19 protein-coding genes are annotated in these 25,765 nt (G+C 56.6%); 9 read left to right on the plus strand and 10 right to left on the minus strand.

The window, feature by feature from the left end; all coding sequences use genetic code 11:
• Positions 1-56: 56 nt before the first annotated feature.
• Positions 57-899 (minus strand): AraC family transcriptional regulator, encoded by an 843-nt coding sequence (locus ACAW74_RS18395; protein WP_370699683.1) that lies wholly within the window; start codon positions 897-899, stop codon positions 57-59.
• 141 nt (positions 900-1,040) lie between these two features.
• Here ACAW74_RS18395 and ACAW74_RS18400 point away from each other — a divergent pair, with 141 nt between their 5' ends.
• The 3 genes from ACAW74_RS18400 to mtaB all read left to right on the plus strand — a co-directional run bounded on the left by ACAW74_RS18400 (position 1,041) and on the right by mtaB (position 4,225).
• Positions 1,041-2,030 carry a phytanoyl-CoA dioxygenase family protein gene (locus ACAW74_RS18400; RefSeq protein ID WP_370699684.1) on the plus strand — a complete coding sequence of 330 codons (990 nt, stop codon included), beginning with the start codon at positions 1,041-1,043 and terminating at the stop codon, positions 2,028-2,030.
• A gap of 146 nt (positions 2,031-2,176) precedes the next feature.
• A complete protein-coding gene (locus tag ACAW74_RS18405) occupies positions 2,177-2,704 on the plus strand; it encodes a hypothetical protein (RefSeq protein ID WP_370699685.1) in 528 nt (175 codons plus the stop codon).
• Positions 2,705-2,878: 174 nt separating this feature from the next.
• A complete protein-coding gene (gene mtaB, locus ACAW74_RS18410; RefSeq protein WP_370699686.1) occupies positions 2,879-4,225 on the plus strand; it encodes a tRNA (N(6)-L-threonylcarbamoyladenosine(37)-C(2))-methylthiotransferase MtaB in 1,347 nt (448 codons plus the stop codon).
• Positions 4,226-4,272: 47 nt separating this feature from the next.
• Here mtaB and ACAW74_RS18415 read toward each other — a convergent pair whose 3' ends face one another.
• The gene (locus ACAW74_RS18415; RefSeq protein ID WP_370699687.1) at positions 4,273-5,148 is read right to left on the minus strand and encodes a universal stress protein; all 876 of its coding nucleotides are present in this window, start codon (positions 5,146-5,148) and stop codon (positions 4,273-4,275) included.
• A gap of 11 nt (positions 5,149-5,159) precedes the next feature.
• Positions 5,160-6,029: a universal stress protein gene (locus ACAW74_RS18420; protein WP_370699688.1), complete on the minus strand. Its 870-nt coding sequence runs from the start codon at positions 6,027-6,029 to the stop codon at positions 5,160-5,162.
• A gap of 182 nt (positions 6,030-6,211) precedes the next feature.
• On the opposite strand from ACAW74_RS18420, the gene ACAW74_RS18425 reads away from it, so the two are divergent.
• On the plus strand, positions 6,212-7,330 hold the full coding sequence (locus ACAW74_RS18425; protein WP_370699689.1) for a L,D-transpeptidase family protein: 1,119 nt from the start codon (positions 6,212-6,214) through the stop codon (positions 7,328-7,330).
• 17 nt (positions 7,331-7,347) lie between these two features.
• On the opposite strand, the gene ACAW74_RS18430 is transcribed toward ACAW74_RS18425, so the two are convergent.
• The 6 genes from ACAW74_RS18430 to ACAW74_RS18455 form a co-directional block, all read right to left on the minus strand.
• Entirely contained in the window at positions 7,348-8,445 is a 1,098-nt protein-coding gene (locus ACAW74_RS18430) for a sensor histidine kinase (protein ID WP_370699690.1), read from the minus strand.
• Positions 8,446-8,489: 44 nt separating this feature from the next.
• Entirely contained in the window at positions 8,490-9,461 is a 972-nt protein-coding gene (locus ACAW74_RS18435; RefSeq protein WP_370699691.1) for an aldose 1-epimerase, read from the minus strand.
• A 133-nt stretch (positions 9,462-9,594) separates the two neighbouring features.
• Positions 9,595-11,046, minus strand: coding sequence for a leucine-rich repeat domain-containing protein (locus ACAW74_RS18440; protein ID WP_370699692.1), 1,452 nt, complete (start codon positions 11,044-11,046; stop codon positions 9,595-9,597).
• Positions 11,047-11,116: 70 nt separating this feature from the next.
• Positions 11,117-11,926 carry a molybdopterin-dependent oxidoreductase gene (locus tag ACAW74_RS18445; protein ID WP_370699693.1) on the minus strand — a complete coding sequence of 270 codons (810 nt, stop codon included), beginning with the start codon at positions 11,924-11,926 and terminating at the stop codon, positions 11,117-11,119.
• A gap of 5 nt (positions 11,927-11,931) precedes the next feature.
• Complete coding sequence (locus ACAW74_RS18450) at positions 11,932-12,666, minus strand: cytochrome b/b6 domain-containing protein (RefSeq protein ID WP_370699694.1); 735 nt, start codon at positions 12,664-12,666, stop codon at positions 11,932-11,934.
• 42 nt (positions 12,667-12,708) lie between these two features.
• The gene (locus tag ACAW74_RS18455; RefSeq protein ID WP_370699695.1) at positions 12,709-15,540 is read right to left on the minus strand and encodes a M16 family metallopeptidase; all 2,832 of its coding nucleotides are present in this window, start codon (positions 15,538-15,540) and stop codon (positions 12,709-12,711) included.
• Between the two features lie 220 nt (positions 15,541-15,760).
• Between ACAW74_RS18455 and ACAW74_RS18460 the strand changes: the two genes are divergently transcribed.
• On the plus strand, positions 15,761-17,149 hold the full coding sequence (locus tag ACAW74_RS18460; RefSeq protein WP_370699696.1) for a GntP family permease: 1,389 nt from the start codon (positions 15,761-15,763) through the stop codon (positions 17,147-17,149).
• An 88-nt stretch (positions 17,150-17,237) separates the two neighbouring features.
• On the opposite strand, the gene ACAW74_RS18465 is transcribed toward ACAW74_RS18460, so the two are convergent.
• Positions 17,238-18,575: a serine hydrolase gene (locus tag ACAW74_RS18465; protein WP_370699697.1), complete on the minus strand. Its 1,338-nt coding sequence runs from the start codon at positions 18,573-18,575 to the stop codon at positions 17,238-17,240.
• Positions 18,576-19,239: 664 nt separating this feature from the next.
• On the opposite strand from ACAW74_RS18465, the gene ACAW74_RS18470 reads away from it, so the two are divergent.
• From ACAW74_RS18470 to ACAW74_RS18485, 4 genes are all read left to right on the plus strand, one after another.
• Positions 19,240-21,465, plus strand: a complete 2,226-nt coding sequence (locus tag ACAW74_RS18470) for a PAS domain-containing sensor histidine kinase (protein WP_370699698.1) — start codon at positions 19,240-19,242, stop codon at positions 21,463-21,465.
• Between the two features lie 12 nt (positions 21,466-21,477).
• Positions 21,478-22,191 carry an MBL fold metallo-hydrolase gene (locus ACAW74_RS18475; protein WP_370699699.1) on the plus strand — a complete coding sequence of 238 codons (714 nt, stop codon included), beginning with the start codon at positions 21,478-21,480 and terminating at the stop codon, positions 22,189-22,191.
• Positions 22,192-22,432: 241 nt separating this feature from the next.
• Positions 22,433-23,446 (plus strand): threonine aldolase family protein, encoded by a 1,014-nt coding sequence (locus tag ACAW74_RS18480; protein WP_370699700.1) that lies wholly within the window; start codon positions 22,433-22,435, stop codon positions 23,444-23,446.
• An 84-nt stretch (positions 23,447-23,530) separates the two neighbouring features.
• A complete protein-coding gene (locus ACAW74_RS18485) occupies positions 23,531-25,732 on the plus strand; it encodes an ATP-binding protein (RefSeq protein WP_370699701.1) in 2,202 nt (733 codons plus the stop codon).
• Positions 25,733-25,765 lie beyond the last annotated feature (33 nt).

Genomic DNA, 25,765 nt, shown 5'->3' on the forward strand with positions numbered 1-25,765 from the left:
CACTAAAAACCGAACTACCACCGTCCGTCCAAGTACGTTCGGCTTCGACGCACCTATCAGCTCATTCGTTTTTTAAACTGAAGCGGGTTCTCGCCCGTGACGCGCCGGAAGATTTTATTGAAATACGACAGGCTCTCAAACCCGCTGGCCTCGGCCGCTTCCGTTACGGTATGGTTCGCCAACAGTAATTTCTGCGCCTGATTGACCCGGTACTGGTTCAGCAGCTGCGTGAAGGTGAGGCCCGTCAGGCGTTTGATGTACCGGCAAAACGCTGCCTCGGTCAGGCTCACGAGGCTGGCCACTTCGGGCACGCCAATGCGGCGGCTGTAGTTGGCTTCGACAAACTGATACACGCGCCGGAGCCGCTGCTGTTCGGCCAGGTTATACGTACCCACAATGGGTTTGCCCTGCAACGAACTGACCTCCGGGCTGGTGGCCAGTTGTTGCAGGATGCTCAGCAGGGCCATCATTCGGCCAAAGGGGGGCAGGTCCACCAGTTCTTCCAGTTGCCGCCCAACCGCTTCTTTGGTCGCGCCGCTAAACGACAACCCCGCCCGGGCGCGCTCAAACAGGTCGGCGATGGCGGCGAGCTCAGGGGCCTGCCAGAAGCCATCGCCCCAAAAGCCCGGCGCCAGTTGAATCACCACCTTGCGGTAGTCGGTGGTGACGCCGTAGTCGAAATTCAGATGCGGCAGGTTGGGGCCGATAAACACCAGATCGCTGCCTTCGTAGCGCGAGATATGATCGCCCACATGCCGGGTTCCGCTCGCACCAACGATATAGACCAGTTCGTATTCGGGATGGTAATGCCAGAAAAACACCTCGTTCAGGTGCGGCGTCAGCAGCAGGTGAAACGAACTGTCGGTATCGGGGCGAATCTGTTCGAGGGCAACTTTCATTTTTGCTCAAATCTGGCTCATAAACGAATGGTTAGCCGATTCAGGAGCAAAATAGTGCAAAAACGGGTCAGAGTTGTGCTAACACGTCGCGCTTTTCTAGCCATAGCTTTGTCCTATTCAATCACCAAAAAACAAAACCCCATGCAGCCGACCGAACCAGTTGCTACCATGCAGCCCACCATGATCCCCGACAATGCGCATACCGACATTCCCGGCAACCCATCGACGGCCATCACCAGCCAGATTCCGCTCAACGACCGGTCCAACGGTGTGCCCCTGCGGGTGTTGTCGGAAGCCGATTGGGCGTTCTGGGTCAACAATGGGTACGTGGTGATTAAGCAGGCCGTGCCCCGCGAACAAGCCGAACGACTGGCACAGACAATCTGGGAATTTGAGGAAAAAGACCCCAACGACCCCAGCACCTGGTATGCCCCGCCCCGTGCAGAGATGCGCATGAAAGAACTGATTGGGTCGGGCATGGTCGAGCTCTACAACCATCAGCACGAGTGGGACAACCGGCAGACGCAGCGCCTGTACGATGCGTTCGTCGATGTGTGGGGTACCGAAAAGCTGTGGGTGACCATCGACCGCGCTAACCTGAATTTCCCCGCCGATCCCAACAAACCCTTCAAGGGATTCATCCACTGGGACTACGACCCAGAAACCCGCCCACAAAACGTGCAGGGTGTGCTGGCGCTGGCCGATCAGACCGACGAAAACATGGGCGGCTTCCAGTGCCTGCCCGAACTCTACCGCACCTACGACACCTGGAAGTTAACCCAACCCGCCGACCGCGACCGCTTTAAGCCCGATACGACGGGTTTCGACTTTGTGAAGGTGAAACTAGAAGCGGGCGACCTGCTGATCTTCAACAGTACACTCCCGCACGGCATCCGGCCCAATTACTCGAAAGATAAGGTCCGCATTGCCCAGTACATTTCGATGATGCCCGCTCAGGAAGACAACGAGGCTCTACGGCAGTGGCGCATCCGGTCGTGGCGCGACCGGCAGGCCCCCGAGGGCTACGCCTTCCCCGGCGATCCCCGCAACTGGGAACAGACCCGCTACCAAACAGCCGACCTCTCCGACCTCGGCAAAAAACTCCTCGGCCTGGAACGGTGGGAAGGTTGAGAATGCACAATGAATAATGCACGATGTACAATGAACGATGAATGGTGAAATAGTACAGTTGGTTTGTGCGTCAGCCCATTGTACATCGTGCATTATTCATTGTACATTATCCATCGTACATTACACACTATTCATTATTCATTCCCATGCGTCCTCTCCTACTCCTGCTGGCCCTGGCGGTTGCCTGCCAGACCAAACCCAAAACAACTGAAACCACCACGACGAAATCCGATACGGTGGCTGTCGACCTGAACAAGATGCCGGGTCGGGATGCGCCGCGCTCGGCCGCCGACCGGATGGTGCGCGCGCTGTATTTTGAGCATGATAAGGAGGAGAACCCGTTTCTGGAGGCAGACAACCCCACGCTGGCGACCCAGTACTTTACTGCGTCGACGGCCAAACTCGTGCAGGCCAAAGCGGCGACGCTGGGCAAGCAGAAACGTCACACCATCAACCCGCTCTACAACGTACCTGACAAACAGGTGACGAAGATGTGGGTGATGCCGGGTAACGTGGCGGGCGACAAAGCCGTGATTTTTGTCACCTACAACGACGCCACCACCGGTAAGGAACAGGCCATGCGCTGCGAAGCCGAGCTTATCGAGAAGGGCCGGTGGCGCCTTTCCGACATCGTTTATGCCGATGGCAAACGCCTGACGGAGGTGCTGAAGTGAGGTGGGAGTTTACGGTTTGATGTCTAATGTTTAAGGTTGGCTGACGCCCGAGTAAGACGCGTCAGCCAACCTTAAACATTAGACATCAAACCGTAAACTTCAAACCTTTCCCCTTGGACTTTTGTATTTTTGCAGGACAGATGGCCCCGTTGCGGGATAGAATGCGCGTCGATTATGAAAAAAGTGGCCTTTTACACGCTTGGCTGCAAGCTGAATTTCTCGGAAACCTCGACCCTCGCCCGGATGATGGAGCAGCAGGGCTACGAGCGCGTCGAGTTCAATCAGCAGCCCGATATTTTCATTATCAACACCTGCTCGGTGACGGATAATGCCGATAAGAAGTGCCGCAAAATCGTGCGTGAAGCACAGAAGATCAACCCCGATGGGTTTGTGGCCATTCTGGGGTGCTATGCGCAGTTGAAACCCACCGAGATTTCGGAGATTCCGGGGGTGGATGCCGTGCTGGGCGCTGCCGAGAAATTCCGGCTGGCCGAGCTGATGCCCACCTTTACCAAAGCGCCCAGCGGGCAACCGGGCCGGGTACTCAACGCCAACATTGAAGAAGTAGTCGATTACCACGCTGCGTACTCGCTCAACGACCGCACGCGCACCTTCCTGAAGGTGCAGGACGGCTGCGACTATCCCTGCGCCTACTGTACCATCCCATTGGCCCGGGGCAAGAGCCGCTCCGACACGATCGAGAACGTGGTGCGGGCGGCCCACGAGATCGCAGCGCGTGGAGTAAAGGAGATTGTACTGACGGGCGTCAACATCGGTGATTTTGGTCTGGTTAGCGGCGGCGGCCCGATGATGCGACGGAACGAAACCTTTCTGGAGCTGATTCAGGCGCTCGACGAGGTCGACGGCATTGAACGGTTCCGGATTTCGAGCATCGAACCCAACCTGCTGACCGACGAGATCATTGCTTTCGTGGCCGGGTCGAAACGGTTCGTGCCGCATTTCCACATTCCATTGCAATCGGGTAGCAATCAGGTGCTGGGCCTGATGCGCCGTCGGTACAAACGCGACCTCTATGCCGATCGGGTAGCGACCATCAAAGCCCTGATGCCCCACGCCTGCATCGGTGTCGACGTGATTGTTGGGCACCCCGGCGAAACTAACGAGCTATTTCTGGAAACGTACGAGTTCCTCAACGAACTGCCGGTGTCGTATTTCCACGTATTTACCTATTCGGAACGCCCCAACACTACGGCCCTGACAATCAAACCTGTAGTACCGGGCCACGTCCGCGCCGAACGCAGCAAGATGCTCCACATCCTGTCGGACAAAAAACGGCGGGCATTCTACGAGTCACAGGTAGGGCGAGCCGCCACCGTTTTGTTTGAAGACGACGTCGACGAAGCAACGGGCCGGATGCAGGGTTTCACGGAAAATTACGTCCGCGTGGTCGCCAACTACGACCCGCTTCGGATCAATGAGCTGGTGCCGGTGCACCTCACCGCCATCAACGCCGACGGCCTGGTCGAAGTGGAAGACGCCAATGTACTGGTGACGCATTAGGGTCGCGCGGCAGCAAACAACCCACTTGTTACCAATCAGCTGATGCGCTAGAACGCAGGCAGCGCGGTGGGGTGCTCGGCTCCCCGCTTAAGTTTGGTTGTTACCTGCTCAGCATCATACAGCGTCAGCAGCGGGACACGAGGCGCAAAGGCAATCGAGCGGGTGACGCTGTTCTGAAGTAGCACATCGAAAAAACCTTTGTGGTGCGGAACCAGAACCAGCAGGTCGGTGCGGTGCTCGTCCAGATACAGGTCGATTCCGTGCAGCACATCGTCATCGTAGATATAGTACGGATTGGCCTGTACGCTATTGAGTGCCTGTTCGACCACGTCGCGCGTCAATGACGAAATCGAATCGCCGGGCGTTCCTTTTTCAATGGTCAGGAGAGTCAGATTCGCCCCTTTACGACCTGCTAGTTGGTTCAAAAATGTAAGCGATTCGGTGTCGTTGACAGACCGGTAATCGGTTGCCAGCACAACCTCCTGCAACGGCGTAATGGGTGCTTGCTTAGGCACCACGAGTACATTTGTTTTGGCAGTACGTACCAACCCCGTCGCCACGCTGCCAAATAATTCGGCAAAGCCCGTACCCGACGCGCCCACGACGATCAGGTCAAAAAATTCATCAGAGATCAATTCGTCGACTACGCCAACCGGCCCACCCAGCGCCACCATCGTGCGGTAGGTGTGGTAGTTCGGAACGGGTTGCTGCGTCAATTTTTCTTTCAGTTGCTCCAATGCTGTTTCGGCAATTTTGCGGTCCTCGGCCAGCAGCATGGCCCCCGCATGGCTTTCTTCGAGACGGATTGGGTACGTGTGCAACAGACAAAAATCCGTTGCGGTGTCGGCAAACAGCGTCTGAGCAAACGCTATAGCGTGCTCGGATGCGGCGGAGAAGTCGGTCAGTAGCAAGAGCTTATACATGATGGATTGATTTAGAGAGCGTAATCCAAATTGGACAGGTCATCGATCAGCCGGGGTTCGTCGCTGTGGCTATCGTCGTAGAGCACCATCAGCGGCACGGATGGCCTGTAGGCCAAAGCGCGCGTTACGCTGTTGTTGGCCAGCACGTCGGACCAGCTTTTGTGTTTGGGAATGGTCACCAGCAGATCCACCGGGTGGTCGTTCAGGTACGTGTCGATGCCCTCCCGGGCGTCTGACGCCTGCACCTGCGTCACGCCCGGTTCGATGGGCGCCAGAAACTGCCGGATGCGGGCTTCCTGATCGGCGTAGACAATCTTTTTATCGGGCGTTTTTACCGTCAGCAGCGTCAGGTTTGCCCCTTTCAGGGTAACCAGTTCTTTGAGCGGGCTGAGCAGCTTGCAGTTTTTCAGGCTGGCAAAATCGGCCGCCAGCACCACCTGCCAGACGGGCCGGATGGGTACGTCGACGGGCACCACCAGCACGTTTGCTTTGAGTTGCCGGATCAGGGCGGTGGCGCTATTGCCAAACAAGGCGTTGGTGCCGTCTTTTTTCGCGCCAATAACCACCCAGTCATAGGTTTCATTGTCAACGGCCTGCGTGGCCACCTCGAGCAACGTACCCGGATGCGCCGAACTGCGGAAGGTGTGCCAGTCGGTGGGGGCTTCGTGGCGCAATTGCGCCACCACTTCGTGCAGTTGGTCGGCAAACGCGGTGTGGGCGGCCTGCGTTACGTAGTTACGGCTATAAAACGCATCGGCTTCAACCGGGTACACGCACATGAGGTGAAAGTCGGCAACTGTATCGCCAAACAACGAGCGCACAAACTGAAGGGCATGGCGCGAGGCGTCAGAAAAGTCGGTGAGCAACAGAATCTTTTTCATAACTCAAGGGGCTTACAGGCAGGAAAGTGCCCCTGCTCTGGCAAAGTTGGCAAGCCCTATCGATGCCGCCCATGAGCACACTCAAACCCTAACCTGATAGAATTCAACCACTTACCTGAACGGTATCAGGCGGGCAGCGCGGCGAACCAACCACCTTTGCCAGCAACGAATCTGCCCTACTTATGCGCCGCTCCTTCGCTGTTTTCCTGCTATTTCTGACCGTACATCTGGCCACTGCCCAAACACCCGGCGACTGGGTACGTCTGCGCCAGTATGCCCATTCGATTGGTGTCGATAGCCTCTGCGCCCAACCCGACGCTGCCTGCCTGACGCGCTATTTTACCCAGCTTGTGTATGGTCGAACACCCCGGCGCATGGGCTATCAGGGGGTGCCTGAACAACTCGATACCGCCCGGCTTCATCGGCTGACTACCCTCTTTCTGGCGGGTGCCGACTGGTGTCCGCTTCTTGACTCGATGGAATCGCACGACCGCCGGTACCGACAACTGACGGCCTATTGCCTGCGCTGTCTCATCGACGATTATATGGGTGATTCGCTGACAATTGGGCAGGTGCACGAAACGCTCAATACGTACCGCTGGCTCAACCGGTTTTCGGCCCCGCAACGTGTAGTTGTCAATATTCCGTCGGCTACGTTGCGGCTGATCGATCGGGCGGGCAACACGCAGTTTAGCAGCCGGGTGGTTGTGGGCAAGCCCAGTACGCCGACGCCCGTTTTTGCGGCCTATATCCCCGGCCTGGTGATGTATCCTTACTGGACCATTCCCCGCTCGATTCTGAAAGAATACCTGCCCAAGATTCGAAAAAACCCGTCGGCAGCGCTGAATCAGTTCGGGCTTCAGGTGCTGGATGCCAAAGGTCAACTGGTGGATCCCGGCCGGGTCGACTGGACAGTGCCGGTTAGTGCGTTTCCGTATCGGCTGCGTCAGTCGACGGGCTGCGACAACGCACTGGGCCTGCTAAAATTCACCATCAACAGCCCGTATGACGTGTACCTGCACGACACTAATGTGCGGCGGGCCTTCGCCCTGGAAAACCGATTCCTGAGCCACGGTTGTATCCGCGTAGAGCGCCCCGCCGACCTCGCCAACCGTCTGTTGGGCTATACGCAGTTTGGTGCCGATTACCTCACCCGCTGCCCGGTCAATGCCAGCCCGAAACCAATAGCCCTGCCCCGGCCTGTGCCTGTGATTACCACCTACAATGTCGTCGACGTGGATGACGACGGGGCCATTCGGGTGTATCCCGATCGCTATGGCTGGTGGCGGTTGCTGTTGTAAGCGGGCGGCGGGGCCGATCAGAACTGCACGACAAACTCGGCGCCACCGTTGCTGCTGTAGCTGAGTTGTCCTTTAAGCTGCTGAGTCAGCGCCTTAACCAGCCGCATGCCAAGCGACGTACCTGGCTGGTCGACTACCTCATCGGGAACGCCCGGCCCGTTGTCGCGCACGATCAGGCGATTACGCCCGTCGGCCGACTGGTCCAGGATCAGTTGAATGGCACCGTTATCCATCGTCCGGAACGCATGCTTAAACGAGTTGGTAATCAGCTCATTCACGATTAATCCCAGCGGTACGGCTGTATCGAGCGGCACCCGCAGGGCGGCATAATCCTCCACCTGAATCGCCACGTTGGGGGTTAGTTCGGCATGGTGGCGGGCGATGATTTCAATGAGTTCTTCCAGGTACGCCCGCAAATCAACCCGGCTCACACTCTCGTTGCAGTACAGTTTTTCGTGCAGGATCGCGATGGATTCGAGGCGTTTTTCGCTCGTCCGCAGGGCCTCCAGCGCCCGTTCATCCGTGATCGAAGAGGTCTGGAGCCGCAGAATGGACGCAATGACCTGCAGGTGATTACGCATGCGGTGGTGGCTTTCCCGAATCAGCATTTTCAATTCTTCCGACTCGGCCGTAGACCGGCGGTCGACTTCCGCCAGGTACGTGTTCTGATCGAAGAACAGGAAAAACAGCGACACCAGCGCGCCGAAAAAAAAGGAGCAAACCACCAGATAACCGATCGACGCAAACGGCGCGAACTCGATCCACTGGGCGTAGAAATACATCGACACGGTGATGCAGACCGTGATGAGGTAGCTAATTAGAAGCTGTTTCCAGAGGGTCCAGTGTTCCTGCTGCCGCCCCCAGAACGACGGGGAACACATCGGTACCAACACACCTAGCACGCCCACCCAGAAAAAAACAGGAACCCCAAACCCCAGCAACACCCACGTTTTGTAGGGGTGCTCAAAGGAGCTTAACCCAAACGGCTGAAACGTCAGGTTAACCAGCGAAACCAGAATACCAGCCAGCAGCGCTTTGCGAAAGGCTTTGCTGACATCAAACGGTTGTGGATACGGTGCCTTTAGCTTTCGTAGCAGAGTTTGAGGGCGAATCATTTTTTACGAAATGAAACAACCTGTGAATATAGGTAACTTCTAGTTTATATCAATCGCACATTGATACTTCCCTGTAGCTCATCGCCCGGATTCAGCACCGTTAGTCCCTCGCCGTTGTTGAAGGCATTAACATTGGCCGTTTGGGGCTCGATGGCGATGCTATCCCGGCGTAGCGGCGTGTAGACCACAATGTAGGGCAACGAGTCGCTTTGCGTTAGTTCAAGGGCAACATCTTCTTCGGGCCAACGCAGGGTGGTAACGGCCTCTTTTTTGCCATTTTCTTCGCTGAACTGCGCTTCAAAGGGTGTATCGAGCTGGACATCCTGCATGGCGAACATACCCAGCCGGTCGGCCGGAACGGGCCGCTTCCCGGTCGGAATCATGTGCTGGTCGAGGTCGACAATAGCCCGCACAGGCAGCGTCAGTTCCATCTCATCGACGGGGGCGTTGTTGAGCGTGAAATACGGGTGCCAGCCGAAAGCCGCCGGGCAGCGGGTCGAGCCGGTATTGCTGGCTTTGAACGTAACGCCCAGCCCCTGCGCCGACAGCGAGTAGGTCACCACGAGCGAGAACGGGAATGGGTAGCCAGGTACGTCGCCCGTGTAGTTGAACTGAATTGTCAGCGAGGCATGGTGCAGGTTGGCTTCCTGATGAATTACCCGAAACGGTTTCTGATGCACAAACCCGTGCAAGGCGTTGTCGCGCATGACCTCGTTTAGGGGCAGTACGTAGTCGATGCCTTCAAACTGATAGATGCCATGCCGAACCCGGCTCGCAAAAGGGAACATCAGCGCACTGGCGTAGGTCTCGTCGGCCAGCAGCGCCTGTGCCGACGCCGGGCTATCCACCACTTTGTAGCGCGTATCGCCTTTCCGCAGCACCAGTTGGCGCAGAATACCGCCGAAACCGGGTAGCACCGCTGCCCATTCGCCGGTGTCGGGGTTACTTAAAATGTAGTCTGTGAGGGTCTCGGTGCCTTCAATTGGCCCGATCTGGCGTGTCTCAATCGTGAACATGGAAGCGAAAGTAAGTTGCGATAGTCAGTTTGGTGTGATCGTATAGAGGCTGGCACGTTGTTTTTTTGGTAGGGTACGAGCAGCCATCTGCCCGGTACCGCTACACGATCATCACCGCCACTTTCCTACCTAACTAATAATACACCGCCGTGTTCTGCGCTTCGAGTTGATCGATCACTTTTGCATAGGGACCAATTTTGGCATCGTCGCGCGTGACGGGGTTACTGCGCAGGTACAGATGCTTCAGGCCAGAGAGCTGCGTAACACTGGCAGGCAACACCTGAATGTTATTGCCGCTGAGGTCGATCGTCTCCAGCGTTTTCAGGGTTGTCAGTTCGGCGGGGAAGGCGCTGAGGCGGCTGTAGCTTAGGTCAAGCAGGCGAATGGCCTTAAACCGGTTGAACGTGGTGGGCAGAGTAGCCAGCGGGTTATGGTGCACGTAAAGGGTGTCGAGGTAGCGCAGTTTGGCCAGTTGCGGGGGTAGGCTCGTCAGTTTGTTGTGCGCTACGGCCAGTTGTTCCAGCCGGCGCATTTTTCCGATCTGCTTCGGCAACCCGGTGAGTTCGTTATAATACAAATCTAATACCCGCACGTGTTTCAGTTTCCTGATCTGCTTCGGCAAGCTCGTCAGCCCGGCGTTGTAGAGGTTCAGGTCGTAGAGGTGTTTTAGCTTCTTAATCGCCTTTATATTCAGCTCGCTCAGCTTGTTGTTGCCCATCCAGAGGCTTTCCAGGTTTCGGGCGTTGCGCACACTCGTTGGAATGCGGGTCAGTTTATTTCCCTGAAGCGTGAGGGCCAGCAGGTGTTTGTTGGGCGTAATGAACACGCTGTCGTTGCTAATCTGGTTGAACAACACACTGAGCCGCCGCAGTTGGGGCAGATCAGCCGTGAGGCGGGCGGGCAGTTGCGTCAGGCGGTTTTTCGACAGATCCAGCTCCTCCAGATTCGGGAAGCGATAGACCACGTTGGGCACGTCCTTCAGGTCCAGATGATTGAAATAAAGGTACTTGACGGTGTCGGGCCGGGTAGTAGCAGCAGCAGCTTCTAAAGTGTTGATTATACTGTCGCCGGTGAGCACGGTCCGTTTCTCACGCGGTCGCCCGAAATTGGTGAAATACCCATTGCTATAGGGTGCAGCCATCGGTTTGGCAAATCGATCAGCTTGGTAGAAGACAGCCAGGCGGCGTAGCAGATCGTCAAGGGCTTTCCGATTTGGCTCGCCCATCGGCTTGACGATAATCCAGTCGGCCCGGCCACTGGCTGCAAACAGCTCCGTGACTTCATAAAAAAATCCGTCGGCGGGCAGATCACCCTGGCTCTCGACGGATGTCTTCTTTTCCTGACTAAGTTCCATCAGCGCATTGGTATGCTCTTTTCGCTTCGCGGCCGGTAACGCGTCCAGTTTCGTTTCGATCGGCGCGTAGGTGCGGAGCAACTCGACGGGGCTAATGTTGTGCGCGGCGGAATCGGCCCACAGCAGTACCCGCGTAGGTGGCGCCGGGGCAGCGCCGACGGTGATGGTTTGTTGAGCAAACGTAAGCTGACTACCAGCCAGCAGCAGGGCGACAAGGAGGGCACGTACCATACCTAAGCGTTTAGTTTATTAGGCGATGCACGAGGTGCCCATTTTCCACAAAAAAGGTAGCTACCGTTTTTTACAGGCCCGAGAAATAATCGTACCCCTGCTCGGCCCAAAAGTCGCGGGGCGGCCCGTCGGCGAAGAAGATATGGCCGATGCATTTGAGGTTTTTGATACCGTACTTAATCGGGATCAGCAGTCGTAGCGGTGCACCGTGTTTGGCCGAAATGGGCTCGCCGTTCAGTTCGTAGGCCAGCAAGGTTTGCGGGTGCAGGGCACTGGCCATGTCGATACCCACGTAATAGCCCCGATTGGGCGTTTCCAGTCCGACATAGTTGTATCGACTGGCCGGATCGACCTTGCTGACGGGCTGCCCCGTACGGGCACCAGCACCGTAACGATCCAGAAAATCGACTAGCCGCACGCCTCCCCAATGCTGTACCTGGCTCCAGCCTTCCACACATTTAAACTCAATCACCTGTTCGTGTTTCGGCAACGCGCGGATGTCATCCATCGTCAGCAACTGGCTGTCGGTGGGGCTTCGTTCCAGCCGGAGTTGCCAGTCGGTCGCGGGTGTGGCCGGGCTCAGTCCAATACCGCCGTTGACCCGCGCGGGGTTAGCGGCCATCGACTCGGGGAACGTAGGGGCCAGCCGCTCGGGACCGATCAGCCCTTCAAAGACTTTCGCATTGACCTTGTGGGTCTCCAGCAACGGTTGCGGTGCGCCGCCGCGTGTGGGCTGGGTACGTACCCAACGCCACACACCCACTGGCACCAGCGACGCCAAACCAAGCCCGATGAAGGCTTTGATCGTGCGTCGGCGGGCCTGCTGTTCAACCGTTTGCTCATCGGCGGGCGGATTCGGAACGGGTTGGTCGACGTTCATAGGGGCTAATCGGTTGACGGTTGTAGGGGCGATGAATCGGTACGCGGTGACAACCCGGCCGAGGGGCCGGATGGCGGGCTCTCAGGTACGTTGGTTAGCTCGAAACCCGCCACCATAGCCCGGAAATTGTTCCAACCAGCGCGGATTACCTGCGCAATATGAACCACAAAAAACAGCAGGTAACCCATCGTCAGGGCGAAGTGAATGAGGCGAGCCGTTTTGTAGCCGCCGCACAGCCACGTCAGCCACGAAAACTGAATAGGTTTGTAGATGGCCAGCCCGGTCAGCAGCGAGCCGACGCCCATCAACACTACGCCCGTGTAGGCAATTTGCTGTGCCCCGTTGAACTTCTGCTGCGGCGGCAGCGGGCCTTTGCGCAGCCTCAGGTCGTGCAGCGTGACCCGGATGGCATCGCGGAACGAATGGCGGTTGGGGACCAGTTGCCGCCATTCGCCCGAAATTGCCGTGTAGAGCACATAGGCCACGCCGTTGATGGCAAAGACCCACATCAGCGCAAAATGCCAGGCCATGCCTTCGGCCAACCGGCGTTTCTGGTGCAACGCGTTGAACACCCAGTCCGGAAAAAACGAAATGAGCGTGTAACCACCGATCTGAATCTTGTAGGGATGGTAGGCCCAATAGATGAGCAGCCCGCTCCAGATCATGGCAAACAACACGGGGAAGTTTACCCAGTGAAACCACCGGATCGCCAGTGGGTGTTTTTCAACGATTTGTTTCATGGCAAGGGAGGCTGCTCTGATCTAGCGGTAAGGTACGTTGTTCTACTCTTTTTTACCACTCCCCTGCTCGGCTGGCGGCACGGCGGGCTTGTCGGCCACTGCTTTTTTGGCTTTGGCAAAATCGCCCGCCTTCACGATCACCAGCTTGTTGTAGTCGATGTATTTTTTGACGGCTGCGTTTACTTGCTCGGGAGTAAGGGCCGCAATGCGCTTTTCGAGTTCAGCATCGTAAGCGAAACTACGCCCTTCGGGTTTGGTCAGGTACTGCGCCCAGGTGTCGGCCAGCAGGCCATCCTGCGACCGTTCCACCTGCTTGTTCTGCAACACCGCCGCTTTGGCCGCTTTCAGTTCGTCGGCCGTTACGCCGTCGCGCACCAGTTTCTCGATTTCTTCTTTATAGGCCGCTTCGAGGCGATCCGAGTTTTCGGGGTTGTAGATGGCATAGGAACCGAACGTACCCACGGGGTCATTGTCGTCGGCATACAGATACGACCCCACGCCGTAGCTTACGCCCTCCTTCTGCCGGATGCGGGTAGCGAGCCGGGAATTCAGGAAGCCGTCGCCCAGAATATAGTTAGCCATGTACAGCGCCGCGTAGTCGGGGTGGTCGTCGCGCATCGGAAACTTCATTCCCGCCGAGAGCGAGGCGTTGGCCTTATCGTCGGTCTGTATGGCCTCGGTACCAGTTTTCACATCGGTAAAGAGCTGGTAAGGCACGCGGGTGTAGGCTTTGGGGGCCTTCCAGCTGCCCAGCCCTTTGATGGTCTTCATCACCGCGGCTTCATCAAACGCACCCACCACCGACACCACCGCCTGCTGACCGCCGTAGAAATTTTTATAGAACGCTTTCACTTCGTCGAGCGTCAGCTTCTTGATGTTGTCGATTTCTTCGTCGAATGTCTCTACGTAGAACGGGTGGCCTTTGGGGTACGGGCTCAGCCGCCGCCGGATCTGGTTCTGAGCAATCGACTGCGGTTCCTGCTTCTGCGACTCGACCTCTGCCAGACTTTCTTCTTTCAACTTCTTGAATTCGGCTTCGGGGAAGGTCGGGTTACGCAAGTAATCCGTAACGATCGCCAGCACGGCGGGCAGGTTCTCTTTCTGGGTTTCGATGCTCACTATCGCACTTTGGCCGTAGCCGTAGACATACACCTCGGCTTTGAGCTTTTCCATTTGGTCGCGGATTTGCTGGAAGCTGCGCGTTTTGGTGCCCCGTTCCAGCATCGACGCGGCAAAGCTGGCCGCCTTGCTCTGGTTCATCAGGCTTTGTGCGTCGCCCATCCGCAGCCGGATTCGCATATTCACCGAGTTGCCCCGCGTGCTTTTTTGTAACAGCCCGTATTTCAACCCGTTGGCTTCTTTTCCCCGTTTGGTACGGGTGTCGATGTTGGCGGGCGATGGGTCGAAGGCTTCACCGGCGGCCACCATCGCCTCGCCTTTGTAGCCGTTCACCAGCGCCATCACGTCGGGCGTGGCGGGGATCTCGGCGCGGTCGGGTTTCGGGTCGGGGATGAACGTACCCACGGTGCGGTTGCTGGGTTTCAGGTAGGCCTGCGCCACGCGCTGCACGTCGGCGGGCGTCACCTTCCGCAAGGCATCGCGGTAGAGGAAAATGAGCCGCCAATCGCCCGCCGCCATGTATTCGCTGAGGTTCATCCCCACCCGGTCGACCTGCTTGAATAGCATGTCGATGCGGCTGAGCAGTTTGGTTTTGGCGCGCTCTACTTCGTCGGCCGTGGCGGCTCTTCTGGCCATCTCGTCCAACGTACCCAGCATGACGGTGCGGGCCGAGTCGAGCGATTGTTCCTTGCGCAGTTCGGCATAGAAATAGGCGAAACCGGGGTCATAGAGGGCGGGCGTCCATCCCCACTGGGAGGCGGCTTTTTTATCCTCGATCAGCGCTTTATACAGCCGACCCGACGGCTCGTTGGTCAGTACGTCCATGAGCACGTCCATCGGGGCATAGTCGGGGTGGGCACCGGCGGGCGTGTGGTAGGCGACGGCAATGCCCTGCGTATCGCCCACGCGGCGCAGGGTCACGGCGCGTTCGCCATCCTGTACGGGTTCGACGGTGTAGGTTTTCGACAGCACCCGGTCTGGCTTCGGAATGGAGCCGTAGAGCTCACTGATCATCGCCAGCGTTTTGGCTTCGTCGAATTTACCCGCCACGAGCAGAATGGCGTTGTCGGGCTGGTAAAAGCGCTTGTAGAACGCCTTGAGGTTTTCGATGGGTACGCGTTCGATGTCTTCCCGCGAGCCGATGGTCGATTTGCCGTAGTTATGCCACAGATAGGCCGACGACAGCACGCGGTCCATGAGCACCGATTGCGGCGAGTTTTCGCCCATCTCGAACTCGTTGCGCACCACCGAAAACTCGGTATCGAGGTCTTTTTTGTCGATGAAGCTGTTCACCATCCGGTCGGCTTCGAGGTCAAGTGCCCAGCGCAGGTTCTCGTCGGTAGCCGAAAACGTTTCGAAGTAATTGGTGCGGTCGAACCAGGTCGTGCCGTTGGGCCACGAGCCATGTTCGGTCAGTTCCTGAGGAATATTCTTGTGGCGCGTGGACCCTTTAAATACCATGTGTTCGAGCAGGTGGGCCATGCCGCTTTCGCCGTAGCCCTCGTGCCGCGAGCCTACCATGTAGGTAATATTAACCGTCACGGTTGGCTTGGAGACGTCGGGGAAAAGCAGCACCCGCAGACCGTTTTTAAGCTGGTATTCGGTGATCCCTTCCACCGACGTTACGCGGGTCATGCCTTCGGGCAAGGCCGGGGGAGCTGTTTGGGCGATGGACTCGGTGAATGATCCCGACAGGCAACCGGCTATGAGGGAGGCCGCCAGCAGACTGCGGAACAGGTAGGGTTTGGTTTTCATAAAACAGATCGAGTTTAATGGATTGGATGCACACACCCGTCCTCTTCCACAAGGTCCGGAAAAGAGCTGATTGGTTGCCGCGCCATTCGACCGTCTAACCTATGTTTAGGCTTTTTTAACGGTCTGCTACCCAACGTACCCAGGCACTACGCCGCCTGGTACGCCGTATCGAAAGTGATTGTACCTTGCAATCCCCGAACCACCGTTTCCTGCCCCCGCCATGCCGCCCCTGCTGTTACTAACCTTTGCTATTCTGGCGATTATCCTGCTGAGTTCCTGGTATAAGCTTAACACCTTCGTGGTCTTGCTGGGCCTGGCCATACTGGTGGGCCTGCTGGCGGGTATCCCCGGCGAAACCGTCCTTACCCACATCCGCACGGGCTTCGGGCATACGCTCGAAAAAGTCGGGCTGCTGATTGTGCTGGGCACCATGCTCGGCAGCCTGCTCGACCGCACTCATGCCACCACCGATCTGGCCAATTTCATCCTGCGCACGGTGGGCGAATCGGCCGGGCGCGCCGACCGCACGCCGCTGGCCGTCACGTTGATCGGCTTTCTGATCGGCCTGCCCATCTTCTGCGATTCGGGCTTTATCGTGCTCAGCGGGCTGGTGCTGACGCTGGCGCAGCGGCTGGGTCGGTATCACCTACGGCTGATGCTCAATCTGGCCGGATCGCTCTACGCCGTGCACTGCCTGGTGCCGCCTCACCCCGGCATGACCGCCGCCGTGGGCATTCTCAACGCCGACCTCGGACAGGATAACCTGGGGCAAATGATGCTTCTGGGTACGTTGCTGGCCGTGCCGGGTACGTTGGTTAGTTATCTGTGGGCCAGGTACGTCGATCGGGGCGATGTCAAGCCGCTCGCCCCGATCGACGTACCCATTCAGGCGGCCAATCCAGTCCCGCCTCAATCGTCCACGTCGGTACCCGTAGGGGCGTTTTGCGCGGTGCTGGTGCCGATCGCGCTGATTGCCGCCAAACCGTTGTTCCTGCTCGCACCCGACCGGTTCCCGCCCCTGCTGCTGACCGTCATCCGGTTTGTGGGTGACCCGGTGATGGCGCTGGCGATCGGGATGCTGATTGCCCTGACGCTCTTCCGCCGCATCGACAAAGAAACGGTCAATGCCGTGCTCGACGACGCCATCCACAAGGCCGGGCCGGTGCTGGCGATTGTGGCGGGGGGCGGGGCCTTCGGCGAAATCATCAAACACATCGGCCTTGAATCGACCATTACTGACTGGGCCACCTCGACGGGTGGCACGGCGGGCCATATTCCGCTCTGGTTACCGTTTCTGCTGACGGTGGTGTTCAAAACAGCGCAGGGTTCATCGACCGTCGCCATTATGTCGGTGAGTGCCATTGTGTTGCCCCTACTGCCCGCGCTGGGTGTTCAGACCGACTTCGACCGGTTGCTGGTGCTGGGCGCGATGGGGGCGGGTTCAATGAGCGTTTCGCACGCCAACGACGCTTATTTCTGGGTGGTGTCGCGCTTCGGCCAGATCGACACGCCCACGATGGTCCGCTCCTACAGCCTGATGACCCTGCTGATGGGCCTCGCCACCTTTGGGGCGTTGTGGCTGGTGAGCCTGTTTACCGCAGGCCTGTAACCCCGCCAAACAGACCGGCCTGGCCCACCCACTGATCCTGCGCATCAGGCGGCACCCACCCGCTGTCTGTTCGCAACTTTCTGTTCAACTACAATTCTTTTAACCTGTTCTTAGCTTCTTCGTTGTCAGGATTTAATTGTAGCGTTTTTCTGTAAAATGTCAGCGCGTCCTCTTTTCGGTTCAACGCTAAATAGATGTTAGCCATTGATAAAGTAATGAGGTCGCGGTCCGGGAATTCCCGTACGTTATTTTCGGCAACCAGTCGTGCATCTTCATAACGCTTCAGGCTCAATAACTTTTCGCCAAGGTAATATAGCTGCAACCAGTCTACGGAATAACGTGCTGTATCCGTCTTCATGAGCGCATAAGCTGCTACCGCTTTTTCTGTAGTGGCGGTTGCGATAATAGCCTCCATTCGTTTATGGACAGGCTCTTTCAAGACAACCGGCTTATTATATAAAATACGCATTAGATTTTTTGTAATGCCGAAGAAATCAGTTGGCGCACTATTGCACAAAATAACGACCATATCATTGGTTTCAGGCATCCGAATCATAAAGGAGATAAAGCCTTCTGTAGATCCTAAATGGTAATTGGCCGTAACGCTGTCTGTGGGTGTGTATCTGAAATTTTGATTAAACCAACCGTAGCCATATCGAGCGGGTCTGACGCCTGGGGTCAGCATGGCCTTTGTCAAGTCTTTGTTGAGTAACGTATTGTTGGCAATAGCCATATGAAACCTAAACAGATCATCAACGGTGGTATAAATATCACCTGTTCCCATGGTATTTGACTGGTCTCTAAAATCGGCGCTTACGTAGTTGCCGAACCCGTAATCATAGCCTGACGCCCGTTTAGGGACTATTTGTGTATGTAGGTACGAGCCTGAATTTTGCATATGTATTTTACTAAAAATCTCATCATGCATTGCCTGCGCGTAGGTCTTTCCCGTTACTTTCTCGATGATGTATCCTAATGTAAAATACCCCCAACTACTGTACATGTATCGTGTTCCGGGCGTAAATGCCAGTGCAGAGTCGCAGTATATTTTTACATAATCACCTCGGGTAAAACCTTGGCGACTAATCCTGGGAAAGAAGTCTTTAATAATATCATAGTTGGGAATCCCTGACGTGTGGTTGAGCAATTGCCTGATCGTCACTTTTGCGGCTGGTTTGTTTTTAAACTCGGGCAAATAGTCATCAAGCGTTTTGTCCAGGTATACCAATTTCTTTTGGACCAGTATTAGCAGCAATGTCGCGGTAAGTGATTTTGAAATGGACCCAATCATAAATTTTGTATCAACCGAATTAGGAATGTTCCATTCTCTGTTTGCTAATCCATATGCCTCTTTGTAAATAACCTTTCCGTTTTCTGCGACCAAAACAGTACCGTCAAACATAGTATACTTATGATAAGTTTTCATCAGGTTTGACAACCTATCGACCTTATTTTGCGCCAGTAAGTCGTGCCCGAACAGTACCGAGCAGAGCAACAAAATCATTCTCATAATGGGCATAACTTTCTCATTATAAAGGTATATACACAATGCGATTTTCAGCGGTTACTGACCTTATACTCTACCAGATTTTACTGGCTGGGTACGTTCTTATAACGTCGAGCAAATTGCCTTACGGTTATCTCCTGAACTATCCGCTAACGATCAGGCAGTTTTACAGCCTAAGTTAGTGTAAATTAGGATCTCTAAGCGCCTCAACTAATTGATTGCTAATCCATTAGTAATCTTCGCTCTGCTGGGTACGTTCACTATGGTCACCTTACCCGCGAATGCGTTTGGTTAACCGGTACCAGGGTGATTCTCCTACTACTGCTGAGTGTTTAACCGACAGAAGTCATCACCATATGTAGCTTATTTAGCTACACTACTGGCCCTTCGTGAATTTAAAAAAACTGGTTAAACATTACTACCTCACTATGAGCAGTTCACCATATAACTGGCTGATTGCTTGTCACTAAACAAACCACTCGCCAGTCGATACATCAGGGTGAGTACTTAACCATAATCTAGTACATATATTTAGTAGTATATTTAACTGCATTACTACTTCCTCTTTTTCAAATCTGGTTCTGTGAATCGTTTTTTCCTGCCTGTTACCAACCAGCCAGATACCATCAAAAAGGCTATGCTGGTGCTTGAACTCGGCCAAGATCCCAGTGGGTTTAGGGTTGTTCAGGCTACGGTATCGGGTCAGGCAGTAAGCAGCGACTTGCTAGGGGCCCGGCTAGACCAGTTACCCCTGCCATTCAGCGCCCCCGCCCTGCTTGACCAGCTTCAGGCGGCTGTCGTTCATAACCTACCGGGCCAGTTTACGTTTGCCCATCCCGACGTAACCCACACCTATCATTGTGAGGTCATGCCGGTGGACGATCGGCGGCTGGTACTTTCGCTGGAACGACAAGAATCCGTCCCCAACGGGCCGCTGGCGTTGGCCGATATCGTGGAAACGATGCCAGCCGGGCTCATCGTCTTTCGGGCCATTCGGGATGAAAAGCAGACGATTATTGATTTTCAGGCCATCCTCTGCAATCAGTTTGGGGCGAACATCGTCGGGCAGAGCCGGGAAACGATCCTGACGCAACCCATCAGCAGGCGCTACGAAAACATGCAGGAATACGCGTTTTTTCATCAGTATGTAGCTGTCGTTGAATCAGGTAAGCCACACGACCAACTGTTGCACCTGCCCACGCTGGACCTCTGGCTCGACGTATCGGTGGTGAAGTATGGCGATGGGCTGCTGGTATCGTTTCAGGACGTTACCGTCGGGCAAAAAACCGCATCACTGCTGGCCAGCGTAATGAACAGCTCCCCGGCGGCGGTTCGGTACTACGAAGCCATCCGCGATTCGTCGGGGCAGATCGTCGATTTCATGACCAGCACCGGCAACGAACTGGCGGCTTACCGTGATTTTCGCCCGTATCCGTCTACCATCGGGCGGCGGCTGCTGGATTTGTATCCCCACCTGAAAACAAACGGCATCTTCGAGCGCTACGTCGCCGTAGTGGAATCGGGTGAAAGTCAGCGCTTTGAAACAAGCTACGAAGGTCCAGCCAACACAGCCTGGTTCGACAGTACGGCGGTGCCGCACGGCAACGGATTTGTGATCACGAACCTGGACATTACCCCGTTTAAGCGGGCGCAACTGGCCCAGCAACGCCAGTCAGAGTTGATTACGGAGGTGCTCAACAGTTCGGCCACCAGTATTCTGGTGCTCGATCCACTATACGACGAGGCTCACCAGCTTACGGATTTTCGGATCAACCTGGCGAATCCGGCCACGCAGGTTTTATTTGCCCGGTTTGTTGGCCGTGACTTCACGCAAGAGGCAATCCTACAGCAAACCATGCTGACACTGTTTCCGGCGATTCGGGAACGTGATCTGTTCAAAGCACTGGCTTCGGTGGTCACCACTGGCCAGCCCCTTCAGGCAGCCGTCGACTACCCGCAGCTGGGCATTACATACGATTATGCCATCTCGCCTTTTCAGACGGGCGTGCTGATGATCACCACTGATATTACGCCGCTACGGGCTTACCAGCAGCAACTGGAAGCCAACAATGCGGCACTGATCCGCTCAAACGACTACCTCCAGCAGTTTGCCTATGTCGCCTCGCATGACCTACAGGAACCCTTACGCAAAATTTACGCTTTCGGCGACCTGCTGCTGAAACAATACACCCCTGTGCTGGATGCGAACGGACAGGATTTGCTACAGCGGATGCAGGGCGCGGCCATACGGATGCAGACGCTGGTTAAGGACCTGCTCGACTACTCGCGCCTGACCACGATACAGACTCCTTTCGAGCCAGTTTCGTTACAGGAACTGCTTCGGGCTACCCTGGACGATCTGGAAACCGTTATTCAGGACACCAACGCGACCATCACGCAACGGGGCGACGCGCTGCCGACCATTCTGGCGGATAAGACACAGATGGGGCAATTGCTGCAAAACCTGCTTACCAACGCCCTCAAATTTACCCGGCCCGGCGAGTCGCCTCAGGTACGTATCACGGCCAGCTTACTCGGGGCCGATCAGTTGCCACAGCCAGTTCTGCCGTCGGCCAGCAGCCAATGGGTAAGCCTGTGCATTGCCGATCAGGGCATCGGGTTTGACGAAGCCTATCAGGAGCGAATTTTTGAGTTGTTTCATCGCCTGCATGGCCGCAGCAGGTACACCGGAACAGGCATTGGACTGGCTGTCGTCAAAAAGGTAGTCGAAAATCATCACGGGCTGATCACCGCAACCGGTCGGCCTGGCGAAGGGGCTACGTTTACCGTTTATTTACCAATTCACTAACCCCGCTACCGCATGGCCTCCCTGCAACAACTGACGGCCTCGCTCTACCAGCTCAGTTTGGGCGTGGTCAATGTGTTTCTCATCGACGACAGCGCCGAGGGGCTGACGCTGATCGATACCGGTTACAAAGGCAGTAACGGGGCCATTGTTTCGGCCATTCGCAAGGCAGGTAAAGACCCGGCGTCTCTCAGGCGGATCATCCTGACACACAGCCACCCCGACCATGCCGGCGGCGCGGCAGCCCTCAGCACCGAGCAGCAGATTCCCGTCTGGGCATATCATCTGGATGTGCCTCTGCTCGAAAAAGGCATGGCTGGTGAAGCCCCGATTCATCTGTCGCCGGGCCTGATCAACTGGTTTATCTACCACCTGTTTATCAAACGAGGCAGTTCTGCCATTGACCCCATTACCGTCGACCGGCAGCTGACCGACAACGAAGTACTCCCTATTGCGGGCGGCCTACAGGTGCTACACACACCGGGGCACAGTAGCGGACACATTGCATTGTGGTTACAGCAGGAAAGCGTCTTGATTGCCGGTGACCTGTGCGCCAATGTTGCTGGGTTGGATTTCAGCACCTTGTATGAAGACCGGGCCCTTGGAATAAACAGTCTCCTGGCGGTTTCTCAGCTTCCATTCGACAAAGCCGTATTTGGCCATGGCCGGTTGCTGGCGCCGAGAGCCAATGAAAAGCTGACGGCGAAGTTCGGCACGGTGTCACGGTAACCAGCATCGCGGCGAGCGTTCATCATTGGGAAAACCGTCAGGCTACGGAAGCCCAAGGCACATACCTTGCGGCAATACGAAACAACAGTCGCCGATGCGCTGGTTTTTCGCCAACGATCAGGTACGTTATACGTACCCGGTTTGGGCAATGGTGCTCTTTCGCATGGCTCGCCTAACGGGCTGACTGGTATCTTAGCAGCCCTATTGTACATTATCCGTTGTGCCTTGTTCATCAATACTCATGCCCGATTTTCGCAGCGATACCGTAACCCGCCCAACCCCCGCTATGCTGGCCGCCATGATGGCCGCCCCCGTTGGCGATGATGTTTTTGGCGAAGACCCTACCGTCAACGCCCTCGAACAGAAAGCCGCCAACCTGTTTGGTATGGAAGCCGCCCTGTTTTGTGCCTCGGGTACGATGACCAACCAACTCGCCATCCGCACGCACGTGCGCCCCGGCGACGAGGTGATCTGCGATCAGCTCTCACACGTATACCTCTACGAAGGCGGCGGCATTGCCGTCAATGCGCTGGCCTCGGTGGCGCTGCTGGCCGGTGAGCGGGGCAAACTCACGCCCGACCTCATTGCGCCCGCCATCAACAATCCGGCCGATGTGCACCGGCCCATATCGCGGCTGGTATGTCTCGAAAATACCGTCAACAAAGGCGGTGGTGCCTATTACACCGTCCCGGAAATTGCCGCCATCCGCCAGCTTTGCGACGAACGCGGCCTGACGCTCCACCTCGACGGTGCCCGGCTGTTCAACGCGCTGGTCGAAACCGGCGATGCGCCCGAAGCCTACGGGCGGCTGTTTCACTCGATCAGCATTTGTTTGTCGAAAGGACTGGGGTGCCCGGTGGGGTCGTTGCTGCTTGGCTCAGGTACGTTCATTGCGCAGGCGCGGCGGTTTCGTAAGCTCATGGGCGGCGGCTGGCGGCAGGCGGGTTTCCTGGCGGCAGCGGGCATCTACGCCCTCGACCACCACGTCGAACGCCTGAAAGTCGACCATTCGCGCGCCCGGCAGGTAGGTCAGATTATGGCGCAGCAACCCGAGGTGGTAGAGGTTTTGCCCGTCGATACCAACATCGTGATTGTGCGGCTCGTCGAGGGCATCACCAGCGCCGGGTACGTTGAGCGGCTGGCGCAGCGGGGCATCCGGGCGGTGTCGTTTGGGCCGCAGCTGGTGCGTTTCGTCACCCACCTCGACCTGACCGACGCCGACATGGCTGCGTTTGAAACCGCCATGCGGGTGTAAAGAATCAGAAGTTTCCGCAAAAGCACGGCTTCTCTTGCCCCGGTTTTCGGACCGGGGCTTTATGTTTACAGAAATTGCGGCCGTATGCGATCACTTTTCCTCTTCTGCCTACTGCTTCTTGGGCTTGACGGCGTTGCACAGCGGGCAACGACGCCTTTTCGGGTCGATTCGATCCCGAAGAATGGACTGGCCTTCAAAACAGACTGGCGGTGGCGGGCGGGCGACAACCGGGCCTGGGCCAGCCCGACCTTCGACGACAGCCGGTGGGAGACCGTCAAGCCGACCCGGCGTATTGGTCGCCTGCCGCAGGTGGCCGAGGCCGGCATCAGCTGGTTTCGGCTGGCATTCCGGCTCGACTCCGCACAGGCTCGCGAATCGCTTGCTTTCGACGTATTTCTGAACGGTGCCGCCGATCTCTACCTCGACGGCACCCTGATCCAGCAACTGGGACGCGTCAGCGCAACGGCCGCCGACGAACAGCGCTACAAACGGGTACGGGGCGACCTGTTGATGCTCCCGAAACTAACGCCGGGCCTCCACACGCTGGCCGTTCGGTTTTCGACCCACCCCACTCCCTGGTACATTCCGGCCTATATTGAAACCAAAGAAACCCTGGAGGTGACCCTCTGCGAGCCAGCGTCTTACATGCGGCATCGGGTTACAAAAACGCATAGCGATACGCTGATCGAATACCTGCTCATCGGGTCGTTTCTGATGCTGGGATCCATTCACTTCCTGTATTACGTTTACCGCCGCCAGACAATCAACCTCGTATTTGGACTCACAGCGTTGCTGTACTGCCTCGATGGTGTCGCCAACAACGCGGTTCCTTACATGCATTCGCTCCATCTGGCCAGTTGGATCGACTACATTGGCAGTCTGTGCAGCTACTCCTTCCCGCTCATGCTGTCGGCTACGTATTACCTCTACCTTCAGCGCAAACACGGGCGGATATTCTGGTCGGTCACGATCGTATCCATCCTCTGCCTTTTGGTGATGTACAGAGCCGATTACCAGAAAAGTGGTTTCCTCTCCGAGCTACCACGCATTGGGCTGGGTATCGGAGCATTGATTCTGATCATCGACGGGTTGCGCATCACCACGGTGGCCATGCGGCAGGCGCGTACCCGCGAAAAAGCCATCATCATCCTGATTAGCTTCTCAGCGCTGGTCGCGGTGCTGGTGCTGGGGGCCATCGCCGTGCTGGTTGTGTTCTGGAAAACGCCCACTCTGGCCGACGAAGCGCTCGACGTACTCCGCACGGTGGCGGGCTTTGGCATTCCCGTTACGCTGGCTTTCCTGCTGGCGAAAGAACACGACCAAACCAATTCGGACCTGCAAAAACGGCTCGCCGAAGTCGAAAAGCTGTCGGGCGAAAAAGAGGCGATCCTGACCCAACAGAAAGAGACGCTCGAACGGCAGGTGGCCAAACGTACCCAGAAACTCAACCAGTCGTTGCAGGAACTGCGCGAAACCCAGACGCAACTGGTGCAACGCGAAAAGATGGCGTCGCTGGGTGAACTGACGGCCGGCATCGCCCACGAAATTCAGAACCCGCTCAACTTCGTCAACAACTTCTCGGAAGTATCGGCCGAACTGCTCGACGAACTTCGGCAGGAACAGGCCCGCCCCGCCGACGAGCGCGACCCGGAGCTGGAGGCCGAACTGCTCAACGACATCCACCAGAACGTCAGCAAGATCGGTCACCACGGGCAGCGGGCGGCCAGTATCGTGCGGGGCATGTTGCAACATAGCCGCGCCAGCACCGGCGAGAAAAACCGCACCGACCTCAACGCCCTCGGCGACGAATACCTGCGGCTCAGTTACCACGGCCTGCGCGCGAAAGACAAGACGTTCAACGCGACCCTGCACACCAGCCTCGATCCCATCCTTGAACCCGTAACGGTGGTGGCGCAGGACGTTGGCCGGGTGCTGCTCAATCTGTTCAACAACGCCTTCTACGCCGTTTGGGACAAAGCCCGCACGGACCCCGACGGCCAGTATCATCCTACGGTCTGGCTCTACACGCGGCAGCTCGATGGGCACATCGAGATCCGGGTGCAGGACAACGGCAACGGCATCCCGACTGAGCTGCAACGCAAAATTTTTCAGCCGTTCTTTACCACCAAACCCACCGGACAGGGCACGGGGCTGGGTCTTAGCCTCAGCTACGACATCATCACCAAAGGCCACGGGGGCACGCTGTCGGTCGATACCCAACCCGGCGAATACACGACTTTTATCATCACGATTCCCGTCGACGAGCCTCCCACCCTCGGCAACTAAAGGCCGGGCGGTTATCTTTGAGGAAAATAGTCT

The organism is Fibrella musci, from assembly GCF_041321105.1.
Lineage (GTDB): Bacteria > Bacteroidota > Bacteroidia > Cytophagales > Spirosomataceae > Fibrella > Fibrella musci.

Excerpts from the sequence above, each read along its gene's own strand:
- ACAW74_RS18395 (WP_370699683.1), bottom strand. The coding sequence starts at position 899 with ATGAAAGTTGCCCTCGAACAGATTCGCCCCGATACCGACAGTTCGTTT.
- ACAW74_RS18400 (WP_370699684.1), top strand. The coding sequence starts at position 1,041 with ATGCAGCCGACCGAACCAGTTGCTACCATGCAGCCCACCATGATCCCC.
- ACAW74_RS18405 (WP_370699685.1), top strand. The coding sequence starts at position 2,177 with ATGCGTCCTCTCCTACTCCTGCTGGCCCTGGCGGTTGCCTGCCAGACC.
- mtaB (WP_370699686.1), top strand. The coding sequence starts at position 2,879 with ATGAAAAAAGTGGCCTTTTACACGCTTGGCTGCAAGCTGAATTTCTCG.
- ACAW74_RS18415 (WP_370699687.1), bottom strand. The coding sequence starts at position 5,148 with ATGTATAAGCTCTTGCTACTGACCGACTTCTCCGCCGCATCCGAGCAC.
- ACAW74_RS18420 (WP_370699688.1), bottom strand. The coding sequence starts at position 6,029 with ATGAAAAAGATTCTGTTGCTCACCGACTTTTCTGACGCCTCGCGCCAT.
- ACAW74_RS18425 (WP_370699689.1), top strand. The coding sequence starts at position 6,212 with ATGCGCCGCTCCTTCGCTGTTTTCCTGCTATTTCTGACCGTACATCTG.
- ACAW74_RS18430 (WP_370699690.1), bottom strand. The coding sequence starts at position 8,445 with ATGATTCGCCCTCAAACTCTGCTACGAAAGCTAAAGGCACCGTATCCA.
- ACAW74_RS18435 (WP_370699691.1), bottom strand. The coding sequence starts at position 9,461 with ATGTTCACGATTGAGACACGCCAGATCGGGCCAATTGAAGGCACCGAG.
- ACAW74_RS18440 (WP_370699692.1), bottom strand. The coding sequence starts at position 11,046 with ATGGTACGTGCCCTCCTTGTCGCCCTGCTGCTGGCTGGTAGTCAGCTT.
- ACAW74_RS18445 (WP_370699693.1), bottom strand. The coding sequence starts at position 11,926 with ATGAACGTCGACCAACCCGTTCCGAATCCGCCCGCCGATGAGCAAACG.
- ACAW74_RS18450 (WP_370699694.1), bottom strand. The coding sequence starts at position 12,666 with ATGAAACAAATCGTTGAAAAACACCCACTGGCGATCCGGTGGTTTCAC.
- ACAW74_RS18455 (WP_370699695.1), bottom strand. The coding sequence starts at position 15,540 with ATGAAAACCAAACCCTACCTGTTCCGCAGTCTGCTGGCGGCCTCCCTC.
- ACAW74_RS18460 (WP_370699696.1), top strand. The coding sequence starts at position 15,761 with ATGCCGCCCCTGCTGTTACTAACCTTTGCTATTCTGGCGATTATCCTG.
- ACAW74_RS18465 (WP_370699697.1), bottom strand. The coding sequence starts at position 18,575 with ATGAAAACTTATCATAAGTATACTATGTTTGACGGTACTGTTTTGGTC.
- ACAW74_RS18475 (WP_370699699.1), top strand. The coding sequence starts at position 21,478 with ATGGCCTCCCTGCAACAACTGACGGCCTCGCTCTACCAGCTCAGTTTG.
- ACAW74_RS18480 (WP_370699700.1), top strand. The coding sequence starts at position 22,433 with ATGCCCGATTTTCGCAGCGATACCGTAACCCGCCCAACCCCCGCTATG.
- ACAW74_RS18485 (WP_370699701.1), top strand. The coding sequence starts at position 23,531 with ATGCGATCACTTTTCCTCTTCTGCCTACTGCTTCTTGGGCTTGACGGC.